The organism is Rhodococcus sp. NPDC047139 (assembly GCF_040643435.1).
GTDB lineage: Bacteria > Actinomycetota > Actinomycetes > Mycobacteriales > Mycobacteriaceae > Rhodococcus.
The window spans coordinates 61,005-76,984 of record NZ_JBEYUH010000002.1 but is presented as its reverse complement, the minus strand read 5'-3'; the positions used below and the strand labels follow the sequence as shown (position 1 = coordinate 76,984).

Genomic DNA, 15,980 nt, shown 5'->3' with positions numbered 1-15,980 from the left:
CCTTCGTGCCCGCTGAGAATGACACCAACCCCACCCTCAGCTACCCCGGTGGCGAACACACGATGTCTATCGCCAAGGCGACGGAAGGCAATGACGGTATCGAGCTGGGCAAGCTCCTCGCGGCGACCGGGTACACCACCCTCGACCCGGGTTTCGTCAACACCGCCTCCACCAAGTCGGCGATCACGTACATCGACGGCGAGAAGGGTATTCTGCGGTACCGCGGATACCCGATCGAGCAGCTCGCCGAAAAGTCGACGTTCATCGAGGTCAGCTACCTGTTGATCTACGGTGAGCTGCCGACCGCCGAGCAGCTCGAGGTCTTCACCGACAAGATCCGCCGCCACACGCTGCTGCACGAGGACCTCAAGCGGTTCTTCGACGGCTTCCCGCGCAACGCGCACCCGATGCCCGTCGTGTCGAGCGCGGTCAACGCGCTCTCGGCGTACTACCCGGACTCCCTCGATCCCGACGACTCCGAGCAGGTCGAGCTGTCGACGATCCGTCTGCTCGCCAAGTTGCCGACGATCGCCGCCTACGCCTACAAGAAGTCGGTCGGCCAGCCGTTCCTCTACCCCGACAACTCGCTGTCGCTGGTCGAGAACTTCCTGCGCATGACCTTCGGGTTCCCGGCCGAGCCCTACGAGATCGACCCGGAGATCGCCCAGGCGCTCGACATGCTGCTCATCCTGCATGCCGATCACGAGCAGAACTGCTCGACGTCGACGGTGCGCCTCGTCGGCTCGTCCGATGCCAACCTCTTCACGTCCATCTCGGGCGGCATCAACGCGTTGTGGGGCCCGCTGCACGGCGGCGCCAACCAGGCCGTGCTCGAGATGCTCGACGGCATCCACAAGTCCGAGGGTGACGTCAAGGACTTCGTCCGCAAGGTCAAGAACAAGGAAGACGGCGTGAAGCTCATGGGCTTCGGGCACCGCGTCTACCGCAACTACGACCCGCGGGCCGCGATCGTCAAGAAGACCGCCGACCGCATCCTCAAGAAGCTCGGTGCGGGCGACGAACTGCTCGAGATCGCCATGAAGCTCGAAGAGGCCGCCCTCACGGACGACTACTTCATCGAGCGCAAGCTGTACCCGAATGTCGACTTCTACACCGGCCTGATCTACCGTGCGATGGGCTTCCCGGACCGCATGTTCACCGTGTTGTTCGCGCTCGGTCGCCTGCCCGGATGGATCGCGCACTGGCGTGAGATGCACTCGGATCCGACCTTGAAGATCGGTCGTCCGCGTCAGATCTACACCGGTTACACCGAACGGCCGTACACCTCTCTCGAGGAGCGCTGACCCTCCGGACAACCGGAAATCTCGACCGCATCCCGACGAGGAGACACGCATGACAAAGCCGGAAATCGAGTTCCAGGAGGGCCCCGCCCCCACCCAGCTGGTCATCAAGGACCTGGTGGTCGGCGACGGCGCCGAAGCGGAACCCGGATCGAAGGTCGAAGTCCATTACGTCGGGGTCGAGTTCGATACCGGCGAAGAGTTCGACTCGTCGTGGAGCCGTGGTGAGTCCATCACCTTCCCGCTGTCCGGTCTGATCGCCGGATGGCAGGAAGGTATCCCCGGCATGAGGGTCGGCGGCCGTCGCCAGCTGACCATCCCGCCGGAGCTCGCCTACGGCCCGGCCGGATCGGGACACCGTCTGTCGGGCAAGACGCTCGTCTTCATCATCGACCTGCTCGCCGTGCAGGTGCCGCCGGAGGTTCCCACGGTGGAGCCGTCGACCGGCCCGGCGCCCGCCGATCTGGTGATCGAGGACATCACCGTCGGCGACGGCGAGGAGGCCCAGCCCGGTGGTGTGGTCGACGTGCATTACCACGGGGTGGAGTACGAGACCAACGAGGTGTTCGACTCGTCGTTCGCTCGTGGCGACTCCGTCCGGTTCCCCCTGGGGCGTCTGATCCCCGGTTGGCAGGAGGGCATCCCGGGCATGCGCGTCGGTGGGCGCCGCAAGCTCACCGTCCCACCGCAACTCGCATACGGACCGGCGGGCTCCGGGCATCCGCTCGGAGGAAAGACGCTCGTCTTCGTGATCGATCTGCTCGGCGTGGGATAGCCCGAGCGGACAAGAGCATTCGGGGCTCGCAACATCGGTGGCCATCACCGGCGTTGCGGGCCCCGTTCTTCGTATTCGGGTCCCGGGCGCTCAGCGGCGGGGTGTCCCGAGCATCGACAACGCGAGGCCGATGTAATTGCGGGCGAGAACGTCGACGTCCACGCGGTCGGGGCGGTACCAGCGGGCCACATCGATTCCCAGTGACAGAATCGCCAGGGCAGCGGTGGGAACGTCGTCGACGTCGAACACCCCGCCGTCCACACCCGAGGAGATGACCTCACGGACCACGGCGTCGGTGCGTCTGCGGATCTCGGCGATCTCGCGGTAGTGCTCCTCGGAGAGCGCGTGCAGTTCGTACTGCGCGACCCGGCAGGTGGTGTGATGCACGGCGTGGATCCGCACGAAGCGATCGACGATCGCGCGGACCCGCTCGACCGGATCGGTTGCGCTCGTGGCGGCCTTCTCGACCTCGTCGAGAACGTGGAGGTGTCCGTTGCGGCAGGCCTCGAACAACACCGCTTCCTTCGAGGGGAAGTGCACGTACAGGGCTGCGGGACTCAACCCCGCGCCGACCGAGATGTCCCGGGTGGTGGTCGCGTGGTAGCCGCGGCGAGCGAAGGACTCCACTGCTGATGCGACGAGCCGGCGCGCGACCTCGGATCCTTCGCCGGGGAGAGCGGCAGCGAGAGAGTCGACTGCCGCCGGGGCGTCGGTGGATTGCTCGGGTGTGTGGCTCACGGGTTCCGTCCTGCAGTTCGCGGAAAAGGCGTCGTTGACATGATGCACCCGCGTTGGTCTACTGAGTGAGCGCTTAGTTCGTTCCTGTTGCGGCCGGGTCCCCGCGTCGCCCGAAAGGATTTCGATGCCTTCTCCCATCCTGTCCCGCCGCGACCTGGATTTTCTCCTCTACGACTGGCTCGACGTCGAGTCCCTCACCCGCCGTGAACGCTTCGCCGATCACTCTCGTGAGACTTTCGACGCAGTACTCGACCTGAGCGCCGACATCGCCGTCAAGCACTTCGCGACCCACAACAAGAAGGCCGACGCACAGGAGCCCCGCATCGGGGAGGACGGTCGCGTCGAGATCGTTCCCGAGGTCAAGGAAGCCCTCGAGTTGTTCTCGAAGGCCGGACTCCTCGCCGGTGGATTCGACGAGGAACACGGCGGGATGCAGCTGCCGGTGACGGTGCAACGGGCATCGATGGCGTGGTTCCAGGCCGCGAACGCCGGGACCTCCGCCTACCCCTTCCTCACGGCGGCGAACGCGAGTCTGCTCGTGGCTCACGGTAGCGACGAGCAGATCTCGGCGTTCGTTCCTCCGATGCTCGAAGGCCGGTTCTTCGGCACCATGTGCCTGTCGGAACCGCAGGCCGGTTCGTCGCTCGCCGACATCACCACCAAGGCCGCCCCCGCTGCGGACGGAACCTACCGGCTGACCGGCACCAAGATGTGGATCTCCGGTGGCGACCACGAACTCACCGAGAACATCGTGCATCTCGTGCTGGCGAAGATTCCCGGCGGACCCGAGGGCGTGAAGGGCATCTCGCTGTTCATCGTCCCGAAGTTCCTCGTCGAGGCCGACGGCACTCTCGGCGAGCGCAACGACGTCGCGCTTGTCGGCCTGAACCACAAGATGGGCAACCGGGGTACCACCAACACCTTCCTCAACTTCGGTGAGGGCGTCCATACACCCGGTGGTGAGGCGGGTGCGGTGGGCTATCTGCTCGGCGAACCACACAAGGGCCTGTCGTACATGTTCCACATGATGAACGAGGCGCGGATCGGCGTCGGCTTCCTCGCCACCTCCCTCGGGTACGCCGGATACCTGCAGTCCCTCGACTATGCCCGCACCCGTACCCAGGGCCGGCCGCTCGGCGCGAAGGATCCGGCCTCACCGCAGGTTCCACTCGTCGAACATGCCGACGTGCGGCGAATGCTGCTGGCGCAGAAGTCGTACGTCGAAGGTGCCCTGGCGCTGGGACTGTACTGCTCGAACCTCGTCGACGAACAGCGCACCGCCGAGAGCGAAGAGGCACGCGCTCGCGCCGGGCTCCTGCTGGACCTGCTCACTCCCATCGCGAAGTCCTGGCCGTCGCAGTGGTGCCTCGAGGCCAACAGCCTCGCGATCCAGGTACTCGGTGGCTACGGCTACACCCGCGAGTTCGACGTCGAGCAGTTCTACCGCGACAACCGCCTCAACCCCATTCACGAAGGCACCCACGGCATCCAGGGCCTGGACCTCCTCGGCCGCAAGGTGATCATGCAGGGCGGCGCCGCTCTGGCGCTGCTCGGCGAAACGGTAGGGGAGACCATCGCACGGGCGACCCGGGCCGGGGGCGACGCCGCGGCCTACGCGGAGCAACTGGGCGCGGCGGTGGGGCGCGTCGCCGAGATCACGGCAACGCTGTGGTCCACCGGCGATCCTGCTGTGGCCCTGGCGAACTCGTCGGTCTATCTCGAAGCCGTCGGGCACGTCGTGGTCGCGTGGATCTGGCTCGAGCAACTCCTTGCGGCCGGCGACAGGGAGGGCGACTTCTTCGACGGCAAGCGCGCGGCCGCGCGGTACTTCTATCGCTTCGAGTTGCCGAGGACCGGACCACAGTTCGATCTGCTCGCGAGCCTGGACCGGACGACCCTGGACGTCTCACCGTCGGTTCTGTAACGGCACCTTCCAGAGCACCGTCAACGACCCGCCGACCGGTAGCGCATGCCACCGGTCGGCGTAGTCGTCGAAGGCGTTCACGATGCGGCCGACCACCGGTTCGACATCTTTCTCGGAGACATAGGCCGGCAGCCCGTCTGCCAGGCCTCGCCGCGCCTCCCAGACGGGGACGGCGATGCGCGCCAGTTCCTCCGACCTGATCATGTCGGCCTCCGCACGCGGCGACATCGCGTGTTTCTTCGATCTGCGACGCCGACCGGCCCGGGTTCGTTCCGCGTCGTCGGCGGGCCAGAACAGGCCGTTGTCGCCGGCGGCCAACTGTCCGTAGACGCCGAGTTCGATGCCCGCCTCCCTCTCGACCAGCAGGTGTACGAGGTCGTGGGGGAGATAGGGGTGACCGCCCGGGCCGTTGCGCGGAGCGAGTTCCGGACCGGTGTCGCGATGCACCGCGATCTCGTACCCGATGCCGGGACCTTTCGTGAAGACGACGCGCACGGTCGCCACATTAGATCCCGCGGGCAAGGGGCCGCATCCGATTTTCAGGCGGATGCCCGCTCGACGAGCAGGGACAGGGCGTGACGCACCGTCTTCGCGAGCACCTTCTGTGGGTCGCCGTCGAAGTGCTGTTCTTCGCTGCGGGTTCCGTCGGGTGCGGTCGTGGCGAAACAGACCGTCCCCGGGGGGCGGCCGTCCTGCGGATCCGGGCCGCCCGCGCCGCTCACGGCCACGACGATGTCCGCACCCAGCAGACGGGCCGTGCTCTCGGCCATCGTGCGCGCCGCGCTCTCGCTCACGACCGGGCCTTCGGGTACGTCGAGAAGGCCGTACTTGACCTCCCGTGAGTACGCGACGATGCCGCCGCGGAACCAGTCCGAGCTGCCCTTCGCCGCTCCGAGTCGGGCCGCGAGGGTGCCTGCGGTGAGCGACTCCGCGCAGCCGAGCGTCAGCTCTCCGTCGGAGGCGATCTCGGCGAGTCGCTCGATCAGCTCGTCGGAAGTGTCCGTGCCCTCCACCACATCGTCATCGGCCATCGGTTTCTCCCTCCAGGTCATCGGGTCGCACCCAGCGAGTGAGCAGGGTGCCGTCGTCGTCGCAGATCAGATGGGCACGCCGCAGCGGAGTCAGGACGGGTGCGGGAGACGTCGCGATCCTGCCCGCACCGCCTGCGGTGAGAACCGGTGCCCACGTCAAGCACAGGTCGTCGACGATTCCGTCGTCGATCATGCGACCGAACAAGCGCGGACCGCCTTCGCACAGCACCCGCATCCACCCCGCTCCGGCGAGCGCGGCGCGCAGGGTGCGGCCGTCGATGTCGTCCTCGGCGATCACCCGGAGATCCGCACCCGCCTCCTGCACGGCACGCCGGGCGGCTTCCGGGGCCCGCGCGGTCGTGAACACGACCGGCGGGATCGTCGTATCGGTGAACAACCTCAGGTCGGGAGTGAGATCGCAGGAGGCGGTGACCACTGCGACGGGTGGGATCGGTGTCAGGCCGGCCTCTTCCCGGCGCGCCCGCAGCATTTCGGTCGTACGTGCCCCGCCGTAATTCTCGGCGCGGACGGTTCCCGCGCCCACGAGGATCACGTCGGCGAGCTCGCGCAGCAGGCCGAAGACCTTCTTGTCGGCGGGCGAACCGAGAGCACCCGATCGTCCTTCGACCGACACGGCGCCGTCGAGGGAGGACACGAAGTTGATGCGAATCCAGGGACGTGCGAGATCGTCCGGATATGCATAAAGGTCGCGCAGCACGGCGTCGTCCACATTCCGGAGCAGTACCGGGTCACCGTCGAGTCGTTGCATGGTTCCGATCCGATCCTCCTCGAGGTCTCGTCGAGCGGTCACGCGCCGTGTCCGGCGTCGATGTCCTTGACGGCTGCGAATGTGAGCAGGCCACCCGCGTCCTCCCGTAACTCGCCGAGGTCCGGCTCGAGCAGGAATCCGACATGATCGCCCAGTTCGAACTTCCCCAGAACGCGTCCGGTGAACCATCCCGCCGCCTCGTCGAGGATGGGTAACCCGTGTGGACCCTCCGTCCAGGAGCAGCGGGCGAACTTGTCGACGTCGTCCCCGGTGTGACCGCCGAACAACTCGGCGAGTTCCCGCGCGCCCTCGCGCAACACGTGTACCGCAAGATACTCGACCTCTCTTGCGATCCGATATGTCCGGTTCTTGTCGGACAGACCCACCAGGAAACGGGCGGGATAGATCCCGGCCTGGGTGGCGAAGCCGACGAGGCATCCGCTGAGTTCCTCCCCGGACCGCGTCGTGACGATGAACATCGGATAGTTCAGGTGACCCACGATCGAATCGAATCCGTCGGAAGATCCCTGCAGCAAGGTGTCGGGCATGCGCTGAATCGTACGGCCGTTCGTACCCGGGCGCGGCGGCGTTTGGTCCCGATGTGACGGTGGGTACCCGCTGCACTATGGATGCCGAGCACGGAACGGAACGGAGACACGGCGCCACTCTCGCGCCGGACGATCCGCGTAAACCGGACTCTCCGACCGATCTGTCCAAGCCCTCGTGGAAGTACCTGCTGCGCAGGACCATTCGCGAATTCAGCCACGATCAGTGCACCGATCTCGCTGCCGCGCTGACGTACTACGCCGTCCTGTCGCTGTTTCCTGCCCTGCTCGTGGTGGTCTCGTTGCTCGGTGTGTTCGGGCAGGGGCAGGCCACGGTGGACACCGTGCTCGACATGGTCGAAGACCTCGGCCCGTCCTCCGCCGTCGACACACTCCGCGGACCGATCGAACAGCTTGTTTCTGCTCCGACTGCCGGATTCGCGCTGGTTGTCGGTGTTCTGGGTGCCCTGTGGTCGGCCTCGGGGTATGTCGGTGCCTTCGGTCGTGCGATGAACCGCATCTACGAGATCGAGGAAGGGCGTCCGGTCTGGAAGCTTCGTCCGCTGATGTTGCTGGTCACCGCCCTGGTGCTGGTCGCAGCCGGTGCTACCGCGCTGATGCTCGTCGTCAGCGGTCCGGTGGCCCGCGCGATCGGGGACGTCATCGGCCTCGGCGAGACCGCCGTGATGATCTGGAACATCGCCAAGTGGCCCGTCATGCTCGCACTCGTCGTCATGATCGTCGCGGTGCTGTACTACGCCACACCGAACGTGGCCCAGCCCAAGTTCCGCTGGGTGAGCCTGGGATCGCTCATCGCTATCCTGGTGTGGATCGTGGCCTCGGTCGGCTTCGCCTTCTACGTCTCCAATTTCGGCAGCTACAACAAGACCTACGGATCGCTCGCCGGCGCCGTGATCTTCTTGCTGTGGCTGTGGATCACCAACTTGGCCCTGTTGTTCGGTGCCGAATTCGACGCCGAGATGGAACGCGGCCGCCAGCTGCAGGCGGGCATTGCCGCGGAGAAGAACATCCGGCTGCCCGAACGCGATTCGCGGGCATACGAGAAGAACGCCGCCAAACTCCAAGCACTCGTAGAGCACGGTCGGCGCTTGCGAGAAGCACACAGCGCCGACAAGCCCTCCGAGGACGCGACCGACTCCGCGGGTTCCGGCAAGCATTCGACGGAAAGGAATCCGCAATGACGACACCCGCAGGAGATTCGCGCCCTGTGGCCGAACAACCCAAGAATCTGTCGACGGTCGAACTCACCGAACGGCTCACCGAGCAGGTCTCCACTCTGGTCCGAACCGAGGTTTCGCACGCGCTCGAGGAGGTCAAGTCGAAGGGCAGCCGCATCGGGGTAGGGATAGGGATTTCGGGCGCGGGAGCGATCCTGCTCTTCTTGGGGGCGGCGACCCTGATCGCGACGGCTGTGCTCGGTCTGGCCACCGCCGTCGAACCGTGGCTCGCGGCCCTGATCGTCGCCCTGGTGGTGCTCGCGGCAGGCGGAATCCTTGCGGTGGCCGGTGCCTCGAAAGCCAAGAACGCCGCACCGCCCGTGCCGGAACGTACCGCCGCCAGTGTCCGCGCCGACATCGACGCCGCGAAGGGAGCAACGAGGTGACCACACCCGACAACGACGGACCACCGGAGGCGACCGAGATCGAACGTCAGCGGGCCGAACTCGCCGCGACCGTCGGCGAACTCACCGATCGGCTCGACGTACCCACGAGAGTCAGGCAGTCCGCTGCCGACCAGGCAGAGGCAGTGCGCAAACGCCCTGATCTGATCGCAGCGGCCGCCGGGGCTGTGGTGACTGTGGTCGTGGTGGTGTCGGTGCTCCAGCGCAGACGCCGGAAGTGATGTAGACGCCGCTCGGCGGCCGGGGCTCGCGTGTGCAGCGACGCCCGGCCGCCGAGGGTGCGAACTCCCGGCGTGCCGATCAGCCGCCGAGTTGTTCCTTCAACGCGTCGAGAACCGCGGGATCCTCGATCGTCGACGGCACGGTGTACTCCTCGTTGTCGGCGATCTGCCGCATCGTCTTACGGAGGATCTTGCCGGACCGTGTCTTCGGGAGGGCCTGGACGACTGTTACGTCGCGGAAGGTCGCAACCGCACCGATCTGGTCCCGGACCATTTGGACGAGCTCTCGGCGCAACGTCTCCGGGTCGATCTCGAAGCCGGACTTGAGCACGACATATCCGGAGGGGCGCTGGCCTTTCAGTTCGTCGCGGATACCCACCACCGCGCATTCGGCGACGGCGGGGTGCGAGGCGACTACGGCCTCTATGCTGCCGGTCGAAAGACGGTGCCCGGCAACATTGATCACATCGTCGGAGCGTCCGAGCACGAATACGTAGCCGTCTTCGTCGAGGTAGCCGGAGTCGCCGGTGAGGTAGAAGCCGGGGAAGGTGTCGAGATAGGAGCGCCGGTAGCGATCCTCGTCCTGCCACAGCCCCGTCAACGTTCCCGGGGGCAACGGCAGTCGGATGACGATATTGCCCTCGGTGCCGGGTCCGACGGGGCTGCCTTCACCGTCGACGATCTCGACCCGATATCCGGGCACGGGCACGGTCGGGGAGCCCGCCTTGAGTGGCATCCGTTCGAGACCGCGCAGATTGGCTGCGATCGCCCAGCCCGTCTCGGTCTGCCACCAGTGGTCGACGACGGGCCGGTCGAGTACCTGCGTCGCCCACCGGTAGGTGTCGGGGTCGAGGCGCTCACCGGCGGCGAAGAGGGTCTGCAACGTATCGACCGGGTAGTTCTCCAATTCGGCCGCATCGGGATCGGCTTTGCGTATCGCACGGATCGCGGTGGGAGCGGTGAACAAAGCCTTGACGCCGTTCTCGGCGATGATCCGCCAGAAAGCACCAGCATCGGGCGTGCCGACGGGCTTGCCCTCGTACATCACCGTCGTGGCGCCGGTCAGCAGCGGTCCGTAGACGATGTAGGAGTGTCCGACCACCCAGCCCACATCGGAGGCCGTCCACCAGACATCGCCCGGATCGATGTCGTAGATGTTGCGCATCGACCAGGTGAGAGCGACTGCGTGCCCGCCGTTGTCGCGGACCACGCCCTTGGGCTTTCCGGTGGTGCCGGAGGTGTAGAGGATGTAGAGCGGATCGGTCGCCGCGACCGTCACAGCCTCGGCGGGGGTCGCGTCGGCACACAACTCGTCCCAGTCGAACCAGGACGCCGAGGATGTCCGGTAGTCGGCTGCGGAACCGGGGATCTGCTCGCGATCCTTGACGATCACGGTGTGCGGCGGCGTCGGCGACAAGCCGATCGCCTGCTCGACCATCGGCAGGTACTCGACGGTACGTCCGGGTTCGAGGCCGCCGGACGCCGTGATCAGCACGACGGGCTTCGCGTCGTCGATGCGCGTCGCGAGTTCCTTGGCGGCGAACCCGCCGAAGACCACCGAGTGCACCGCACCGATGCGGGCACAGGCGAGCATCGCGATCGCGGCCTCGGGGATCATCGGCATGTAGATGATCACTCGGTCGCCGGCGGTCACTCCCTGGTCGCGCAGTACCCCGGCGAACTTTGCGACCTCGTCGAGCAGTTCCGCGTAGGTGTAGGTGCGCTTGGCCGGTACCATCGCCGAATCCCAGATCAGCGCAGGACGATTGCCGTGCCCGGCACGCACGTGCCGATCGAGCGCGTTCACGCACGTGTTCAGGGTGCCGTCGGGGAACCATCGGTAGGACGGCGCCGACGAGTCGTCGAGTGCTCGCGTCGGAGCGCTCTCCCACTCGACCGCCTGCGCGGCCTCGAGCCAGAATTCTTCCGGATCCTCGATGCTCCGGCGGAACGCGTCCTCGTACGAGCTCATCCGTCGTGTCCTTCCTCTGGCGACAGTTCTGGCGCAAGCCACCTTATGTGACCTCGGCTGCCCTGGCCGGAGGTCTGCGTCGGGTGGGCACGATCGAGCGACGAGCGGACGAACTCCCTACGCTGACAGGCATGGCATTGCTCGCGGAGGACATTCTGCTCCTGCTGCTCGACGACGAATCGGGAAAGCCGCTCGTCGGTAGCGTCGAATTGCCCCGGGTCCTGGCCGGCGCCGTGCTTCTCGAGCTCGCACTCGACGACATCGTGGTCGTCGATACGGAGGGGAAGCAGGCGAAGAAGGGGCGGTTCGCGGTGCGAGCGGCGGCACAACCCGCTGATCCCGTCCTCGCCGAGGCGGTGGAACTGCTGGACTCGGGTAAGGAGGTGAAACCCACGGCCGCCGTGGAGAAGTTGCAGAAGGACATTCGGGAGAAGCTGCTCGGACGAGTGATCGAGCACGGCTGGGTCTCGGAGGAGCGCGGCAAGATCCTCGGATTGTTCCCCACCAGGAAGTGGCCCGCTCTCGATACCGGCCACGAACAGCGGGTCCGCGAACGGATTCGAGCCGCCCTGATCGAAGGGGTGACGCCGGAACCCCGCACAGCGGCCCTGATCGCTCTGCTGTCGGCGGTCGGCGCGGCCCCGAAGGTGTTCCCGGACACCGACAAGCGGATGGTCAAGCGTCGCGCCAAGGAAATTGCGCAGGGCGAATGGGCGGCCGAAGCGGTGCGCGCCGCCGTATCGTCCGTGAACGCGGCGATGATGGCTGCCATGGCCGCCGGCGGAGCGGCGGGTTCGAGCAGCTGATCGATCTGCCGACGGGGCGGGTCAGGAAGGCACGCCGAGCTTCCGGTAGCGCTCGAGACGGCGCCGACAGCGTTCTTCCGCAGGTTCTTCGGTCAGGATCGTGAGTTCGCGAGCGACCGCGGCACCGACACGTTTGACGAACGACACCGGCTCCTCCGTGGCGTCCGGGTGCTCGGGGACGACCGCGTCGACGATGCCGTTGTGCAGTAGATCGCGGGAGCGGATCCCCTGATCCCGGGCCATGCTCGGTGCGTGGGTGGTGTCTCGGTACACGATCGCACTGGCGCCTTCGGGTGGCAGCGGCGCGAGCCAGCCGTGCTGCGCGCACAACACCCGGTCGGCAGGCAGGAGGGCGAGCGCCCCGCCGCCGGTGCCCTGACCGAGCAATACCGACACGGTGGGGCTCGGCAGGGTGACGAGATCGGCGAGGCAGCGGGCGATCTCCGGGGCGAGTCCGCGCTCTTCCGCCTCCTTCGACAGCGAGGCGCCCAGTGTGTCGATGACGAGCACGAGTGGCAGACGCAATTCGTCGGCGAGACGCATCGCACGGCGCGCCTCTCGCAATGCTCCCGGACCCATCGTCCGTTCCGGGGACTGGCCCGAGCGGTCCTGACCGAACATCACACATGACACACCGCGGAAGCGGGCGAGCGAGAGCAACACGGTGCGGTCCGATTCTCCCTCTCCCGTGCCGGACAAGGGGACCTGTGCCGACGCGGCGTGCCGCAGCAGATGCCGGATACCGGGTCGTTCGGCTCGCCGGCTGAGCATCACCGACTGCCACGCGGGAATATCCGGGACATCGTCGACGGTGGTGACCGCAGGGCTGACCGTCACCTCGGGTCGGTTCGGCTCGACCAGCACCCGCAGCAGGCGGTGCACCACCTGCCGCACCCCGCCGAGGGGTACGACGCCGTCGATGACGCCCTTGCGGTACAGATTCTCGGCCGTCTGCACGTCTTCCGGGAAGTTCTCCTGGTAGAGGGACTTGTAGACGCGCGGCCCGAGGAAGCCGACGAGCGCACCGGGCTCGGCAGCGGTGACGTGCCCGAGCGAACCCCACGAGGCGAAGACGCCGCCGGTCGTCGGATTGCGCAGGTAGACAAGGTAACCGAGATGTGCGGCCTTGTGGGCTGCGACGGCGGCGGCGATCTTCACCATCTGCACGAAGGCGAGTGTGCCCTCCTGCATGCGCGTGCCGCCCGAAGTCGGGGACGCGAGCAACGGCAGTTCCTCGGCCGTCGCGCGCTCGACCGCAGTGACGATGCGTTCGGCTGCGGCGACCCCGATAGAGCCTGCGAGGAAGGAGAATTCGCACACGATCAGCGCGATCCGCCGACCGTGGACGGTGCCCGAACCGGTGACGACGGACTCGTCGAGCCCGGACTTCTCGGCGGCCCTGCCGAGATCGGCGAGGTATTTCTCGCCGGCGCCCACATCGATCGGATCGACGTCCCAGGAGACGAAGCTCCCCGGGTCCAGAACCTTGTCGATGAACTCCTGCGCCGAAATCCTGCCAGCGGCCACTTTGTCCTCCACCTGTCCCTGTCGGTCGAGGTCAACCTACAACGGCGCGAACGAGGGGAAGGACATGTGCGTTCTCTTGCGATGAACCGCACATATCCTCCCCCTCGAATTGGGCGGGCTAACGGCCGAGCGCTTCCTTCCAGGTGACCGTCCGGCCGATGCGCAGGATCGATCGCTGGTAGATCCGCGCGGCGATCACGCTGAGTACGCCGATCGCGGCGAGCATGAGCACGATCGTGCCGACGATCTGCACCGGGGTGGCCACACCCGCGGCGATGCGCAGCGGCATGAGGATCGCCGAGAAGGGCGGTATCCAGCTGAGTGTGGTGCTCCACCCCGCGTCGGGGTCGTCGACGGACGAGAACGCCGCGAAGAACATCGCGAGGATGATCATCACCAGGGGGCCGGACGTGGCGTTGACGTCCTCCTGTCGGGAGACCATCGAACCTGCCGCAGCGTAGAGCACCGCGAAGAAGGCGAATCCGAGGACGAACCAGCCGAGGGTGCCGGCGAGGACACCGAGCGCGGTGCCGGTGATGGTGAGGGTCCCGGTGGCGAGCGCGGTGCCGACACCGACCACACCGTACGCCGTCAATTGCAGAAGCCCGACCGCCCCGATACCGAGGATCTTCCCCCAGAGCAACTGCAGGGGACGCAGGGTGGAGAGCAGCAGTTCGACGACCCGCGAGGACTTCTCCTCGACGACACCCATCGCGACGTACATGCCGAACATGAGGATCTGCATGTAGAGCAGGATCACGGCGATGACCGACAGGATGACGCGTTGTCCCTGTTCGGGATCCGGCGGGTCGATGGCATCGACTGTCACGGTCGCGGCGGACACGTCGGCGGCGACCGCGGCGGGATCGACACCGCGATCCGTCAGCGCGGTGGCCTGGGCCTGCTGCATCACGGCGGCTTCGACGACCGCGCGGACCTCGCTGTCGAGATCCGACTCGGTGATCGCCGTGACGCCCGCTCCGTCGCCGGGTACAAGGGCGACGTCGAGATCGCCGGCGGCGACCCGGTCGCGGGCCGTGCCGGCGTCCGGGACCTCGGAGACCTCGAGCGGAGTACCGATGGTTTCGCCGAGGGAGGAGATCGTCGTCTGCAGCGCCGGTGCCCCGACGACTCCGACGGTGGGTCGATCATCCTCGCCGGAGAAGATCGACGTGGCGACGATGCCGACGACGATGGCGACGAGAATGATCCCGTTGCTGATCAGGAAGCTCTTCTTCCGTACCTGGGTAACGAACTCGCGCGAGGCGACGAGCCCGATCGCGCGGGCATTGCTCAGTGGGGCACTCATGCGGCGACCACCTCTCGGAACAGTTCGGTCAGGGACGGGCGCCGGAGTGAGAACTCGTGAACGGGGCCGGTGGACAGGGCTGCCTTGAGGATCATCTGGTCGTCGGTTCCGGGGGCGACTGTCAGCACGGTGCGCTCGGCCTCGTACTCGGCCAGCGTGACCCCGGGCATGCCGTCCGCCCAGCCGTGGGGTGCCTGTGGCGCGTGGACGACGAGCCGTGCGTCCCCTTCGGAGCGTAGGTCGTCGACGGCGCCCACTGCGCGCATCCTCCCCGCGCCGATGATGCCCACGCGGTCGCACAGGCGCTGGACCAGATCGAGTTGATGGCTCGAGAACACCACCGGTACACCCTCTTTCGCTTTCTCGAGCAGGACGTCGCTCATGACGTCCACCGCGACCGGGTCGAGTCCGGAGAAGGGTTCGTCGAGCACGAGAACCTTCGGATCGTGCACGAGTGCGGCGGCGAGCTGCACGCGCTGCTGGTTGCCGAGGGAGAGTGCGTCGACGGCGTCGTCGAGGCGCTCGGCGATCCCGAGCCGTTCGGTCCACCGCTGCACCGCATCGGTCGCCTCCGACTTGGAAAGTCCGTGCAGCCGAGCGAGATAGGACAGTTGCCTGCCGACCTTCATCTTCGGATACAGGCCGCGTTCCTCGGGCATGTATCCGATCGTGCGGCGGACCTCGAGGTCGACGGGCCGCCCGTCGATGCGGACCTCACCGGAGTCGGCGGCCAGGACGCCGAGAATGATCCGCATCGTGGTGGTCTTGCCCGCGCCGTTGCTGCCGACGAAACCGAACAGCTCGCCGGGGCGGACTTCGAAGCTCGCGCCGTCGAGAGCGACCTTGTCGCCGTAGCGTTTCGAGAGAGTGTCGATCGTCAGTGTCACAGCAGGTCCTCCGGGTCGTCGTCGGGGCGGGTCCAGGCGAGCAGAACGGCGGGCAGGCATCCGCTGAACAGTATCGAGGCGAGAGCGAAGCCGCCCGCGGAATAGGCGAGGGCCCGATGATCGATCGTGTCGAGCGACGCGCTCCACAGCAGTGTGAAGATGGGGAGTATCAGCAGCCCCTGTGCCACGGACAGGCCGATCGAACGGGCACTGTTGCGTTCGGCGATCTCACGTTCGTCGAGGGCGTGGCGGGGCGCTTCGGACTGCCGCCCCGACACGATCTGCAAGCAGGTCCACACCGGAAGGAAGGCGATGGTGACCGGCAGCCAGACGAGGGCGGCGGACATCGTGAAGTACGAGACGATCGCGGTGACGAACATGAGCGCGATCAGCGCCAGGACCGTGCCGGCGAGAATGCGACGGCGGTGCTGGGTGCGCCAATTGGGCAACCATCCGGCGGTGAGCTTCTCGTACTCGAGGAACCGGCGCGTGCGGCGGTCTTCGTAACGGTCGAGCAGGGACGGGGTGGACAT

17 protein-coding genes and 1 pseudogene are annotated in these 15,980 nt (G+C 66.8%); 8 read left to right on the top strand and 10 right to left on the bottom strand.

The genetic code is table 11. The annotated features are described in order from the left end of the window. The first annotated feature begins 5 nt into the window (after positions 1 to 5). The 3 genes and pseudogenes from ABZ789_RS02480 to ABZ789_RS02470 all read left to right on the top strand — a co-directional run bounded on the left by ABZ789_RS02480 (position 6) and on the right by ABZ789_RS02470 (position 2,076). Complete coding sequence (locus ABZ789_RS02480) at positions 6 to 1,304, top strand: citrate synthase (RefSeq protein ID WP_358418443.1); 1,299 nt, start codon at positions 6 to 8, stop codon at positions 1,302 to 1,304. Positions 1,305 to 1,353: 49 nt separating this feature from the next. Beyond that, positions 1,354 to 1,704, top strand: a pseudogene (locus ABZ789_RS02475) (FKBP-type peptidyl-prolyl cis-trans isomerase); the annotation flags it as partial. A gap of 27 nt (positions 1,705 to 1,731) precedes the next feature. Further along, positions 1,732 to 2,076, top strand: a complete 345-nt coding sequence (locus tag ABZ789_RS02470) for an FKBP-type peptidyl-prolyl cis-trans isomerase (protein WP_358419199.1) — start codon at positions 1,732 to 1,734, stop codon at positions 2,074 to 2,076. 90 nt (positions 2,077 to 2,166) lie between these two features. On the opposite strand, the gene ABZ789_RS02465 is transcribed toward ABZ789_RS02470, so the two are convergent. Then, positions 2,167 to 2,862: a TetR/AcrR family transcriptional regulator gene (locus ABZ789_RS02465; protein WP_358418440.1), complete on the bottom strand. Its 696-nt coding sequence runs from the start codon at positions 2,860 to 2,862 to the stop codon at positions 2,167 to 2,169. Between the two features lie 76 nt (positions 2,863 to 2,938). Between ABZ789_RS02465 and ABZ789_RS02460 the strand changes: the two genes are divergently transcribed. Continuing rightward, the gene (locus ABZ789_RS02460) at positions 2,939 to 4,738 is read left to right on the top strand and encodes an acyl-CoA dehydrogenase (RefSeq protein ID WP_358418437.1); all 1,800 of its coding nucleotides are present in this window, start codon (positions 2,939 to 2,941) and stop codon (positions 4,736 to 4,738) included. On the opposite strand, the gene ABZ789_RS02455 is transcribed toward ABZ789_RS02460, so the two are convergent. The 4 genes from ABZ789_RS02455 to ABZ789_RS02440 are packed head-to-tail and all read right to left on the bottom strand — an operon-like array spanning position 4,721 to position 7,086. Next, a complete protein-coding gene (locus ABZ789_RS02455) occupies positions 4,721 to 5,242 on the bottom strand; it encodes a hypothetical protein (RefSeq protein ID WP_358418434.1) in 522 nt (173 codons plus the stop codon). The genes ABZ789_RS02460 and ABZ789_RS02455 overlap by 18 nt on opposite strands. A gap of 35 nt (positions 5,243 to 5,277) precedes the next feature. Beyond that, on the bottom strand, positions 5,278 to 5,769 hold the full coding sequence (locus ABZ789_RS02450) for a CinA family protein (protein WP_358418431.1): 492 nt from the start codon (positions 5,767 to 5,769) through the stop codon (positions 5,278 to 5,280). Next, a complete protein-coding gene (locus tag ABZ789_RS02445; protein WP_358419196.1) occupies positions 5,759 to 6,538 on the bottom strand; it encodes a pyrimidine reductase family protein in 780 nt (259 codons plus the stop codon). Before ABZ789_RS02445 ends, ABZ789_RS02450 begins: the two co-directional genes overlap by 11 nt. A 38-nt stretch (positions 6,539 to 6,576) precedes the next feature. Then, a complete protein-coding gene (locus ABZ789_RS02440) occupies positions 6,577 to 7,086 on the bottom strand; it encodes a flavin reductase family protein (protein WP_358418428.1) in 510 nt (169 codons plus the stop codon). Positions 7,087 to 7,163: 77 nt separating this feature from the next. Between ABZ789_RS02440 and ABZ789_RS02435 the strand changes: the two genes are divergently transcribed. The 3 genes from ABZ789_RS02435 to ABZ789_RS02425 are packed head-to-tail and all read left to right on the top strand — an operon-like array spanning position 7,164 to position 8,946. Continuing rightward, entirely contained in the window at positions 7,164 to 8,285 is a 1,122-nt protein-coding gene (locus ABZ789_RS02435) for a YihY/virulence factor BrkB family protein (RefSeq protein WP_358418425.1), read from the top strand. After that, positions 8,282 to 8,707: a phage holin family protein gene (locus ABZ789_RS02430; RefSeq protein WP_358418422.1), complete on the top strand. Its 426-nt coding sequence runs from the start codon at positions 8,282 to 8,284 to the stop codon at positions 8,705 to 8,707. The genes ABZ789_RS02435 and ABZ789_RS02430 overlap by 4 nt, the downstream gene beginning before the upstream one ends. Beyond that, positions 8,704 to 8,946 carry a DUF3618 domain-containing protein gene (locus ABZ789_RS02425; protein WP_358418419.1) on the top strand — a complete coding sequence of 81 codons (243 nt, stop codon included), beginning with the start codon at positions 8,704 to 8,706 and terminating at the stop codon, positions 8,944 to 8,946. Before ABZ789_RS02430 ends, ABZ789_RS02425 begins: the two co-directional genes overlap by 4 nt. A gap of 79 nt (positions 8,947 to 9,025) precedes the next feature. Here the strand turns inward: ABZ789_RS02425 and ABZ789_RS02420 are convergent, their stop codons facing one another. Further along, positions 9,026 to 10,918 (bottom strand): propionyl-CoA synthetase, encoded by a 1,893-nt coding sequence (locus tag ABZ789_RS02420; protein WP_358418416.1) that lies wholly within the window; start codon positions 10,916 to 10,918, stop codon positions 9,026 to 9,028. A 131-nt stretch (positions 10,919 to 11,049) separates the two neighbouring features. Here ABZ789_RS02420 and ABZ789_RS02415 point away from each other — a divergent pair, with 131 nt between their 5' ends. Beyond that, positions 11,050 to 11,724: a GPP34 family phosphoprotein gene (locus tag ABZ789_RS02415; RefSeq protein ID WP_358418413.1), complete on the top strand. Its 675-nt coding sequence runs from the start codon at positions 11,050 to 11,052 to the stop codon at positions 11,722 to 11,724. Positions 11,725 to 11,745: 21 nt separating this feature from the next. On the opposite strand, the gene ABZ789_RS02410 is transcribed toward ABZ789_RS02415, so the two are convergent. From ABZ789_RS02410 to ABZ789_RS02395, 4 genes are all read right to left on the bottom strand, one after another. After that, complete coding sequence (locus tag ABZ789_RS02410; RefSeq protein WP_358418410.1) at positions 11,746 to 13,251, bottom strand: carboxyl transferase domain-containing protein; 1,506 nt, start codon at positions 13,249 to 13,251, stop codon at positions 11,746 to 11,748. 118 nt (positions 13,252 to 13,369) lie between these two features. Next, the gene (locus ABZ789_RS02405) at positions 13,370 to 14,560 is read right to left on the bottom strand and encodes an ABC transporter permease (protein WP_358418407.1); all 1,191 of its coding nucleotides are present in this window, start codon (positions 14,558 to 14,560) and stop codon (positions 13,370 to 13,372) included. Further along, on the bottom strand, positions 14,557 to 15,447 hold the full coding sequence (locus ABZ789_RS02400; protein WP_358418405.1) for an ATP-binding cassette domain-containing protein: 891 nt from the start codon (positions 15,445 to 15,447) through the stop codon (positions 14,557 to 14,559). Before ABZ789_RS02400 ends, ABZ789_RS02405 begins: the two co-directional genes overlap by 4 nt. Further along, a complete protein-coding gene (locus ABZ789_RS02395) occupies positions 15,444 to 15,980 on the bottom strand; it encodes a hypothetical protein (protein WP_358418402.1) in 537 nt (178 codons plus the stop codon). Before ABZ789_RS02395 ends, ABZ789_RS02400 begins: the two co-directional genes overlap by 4 nt.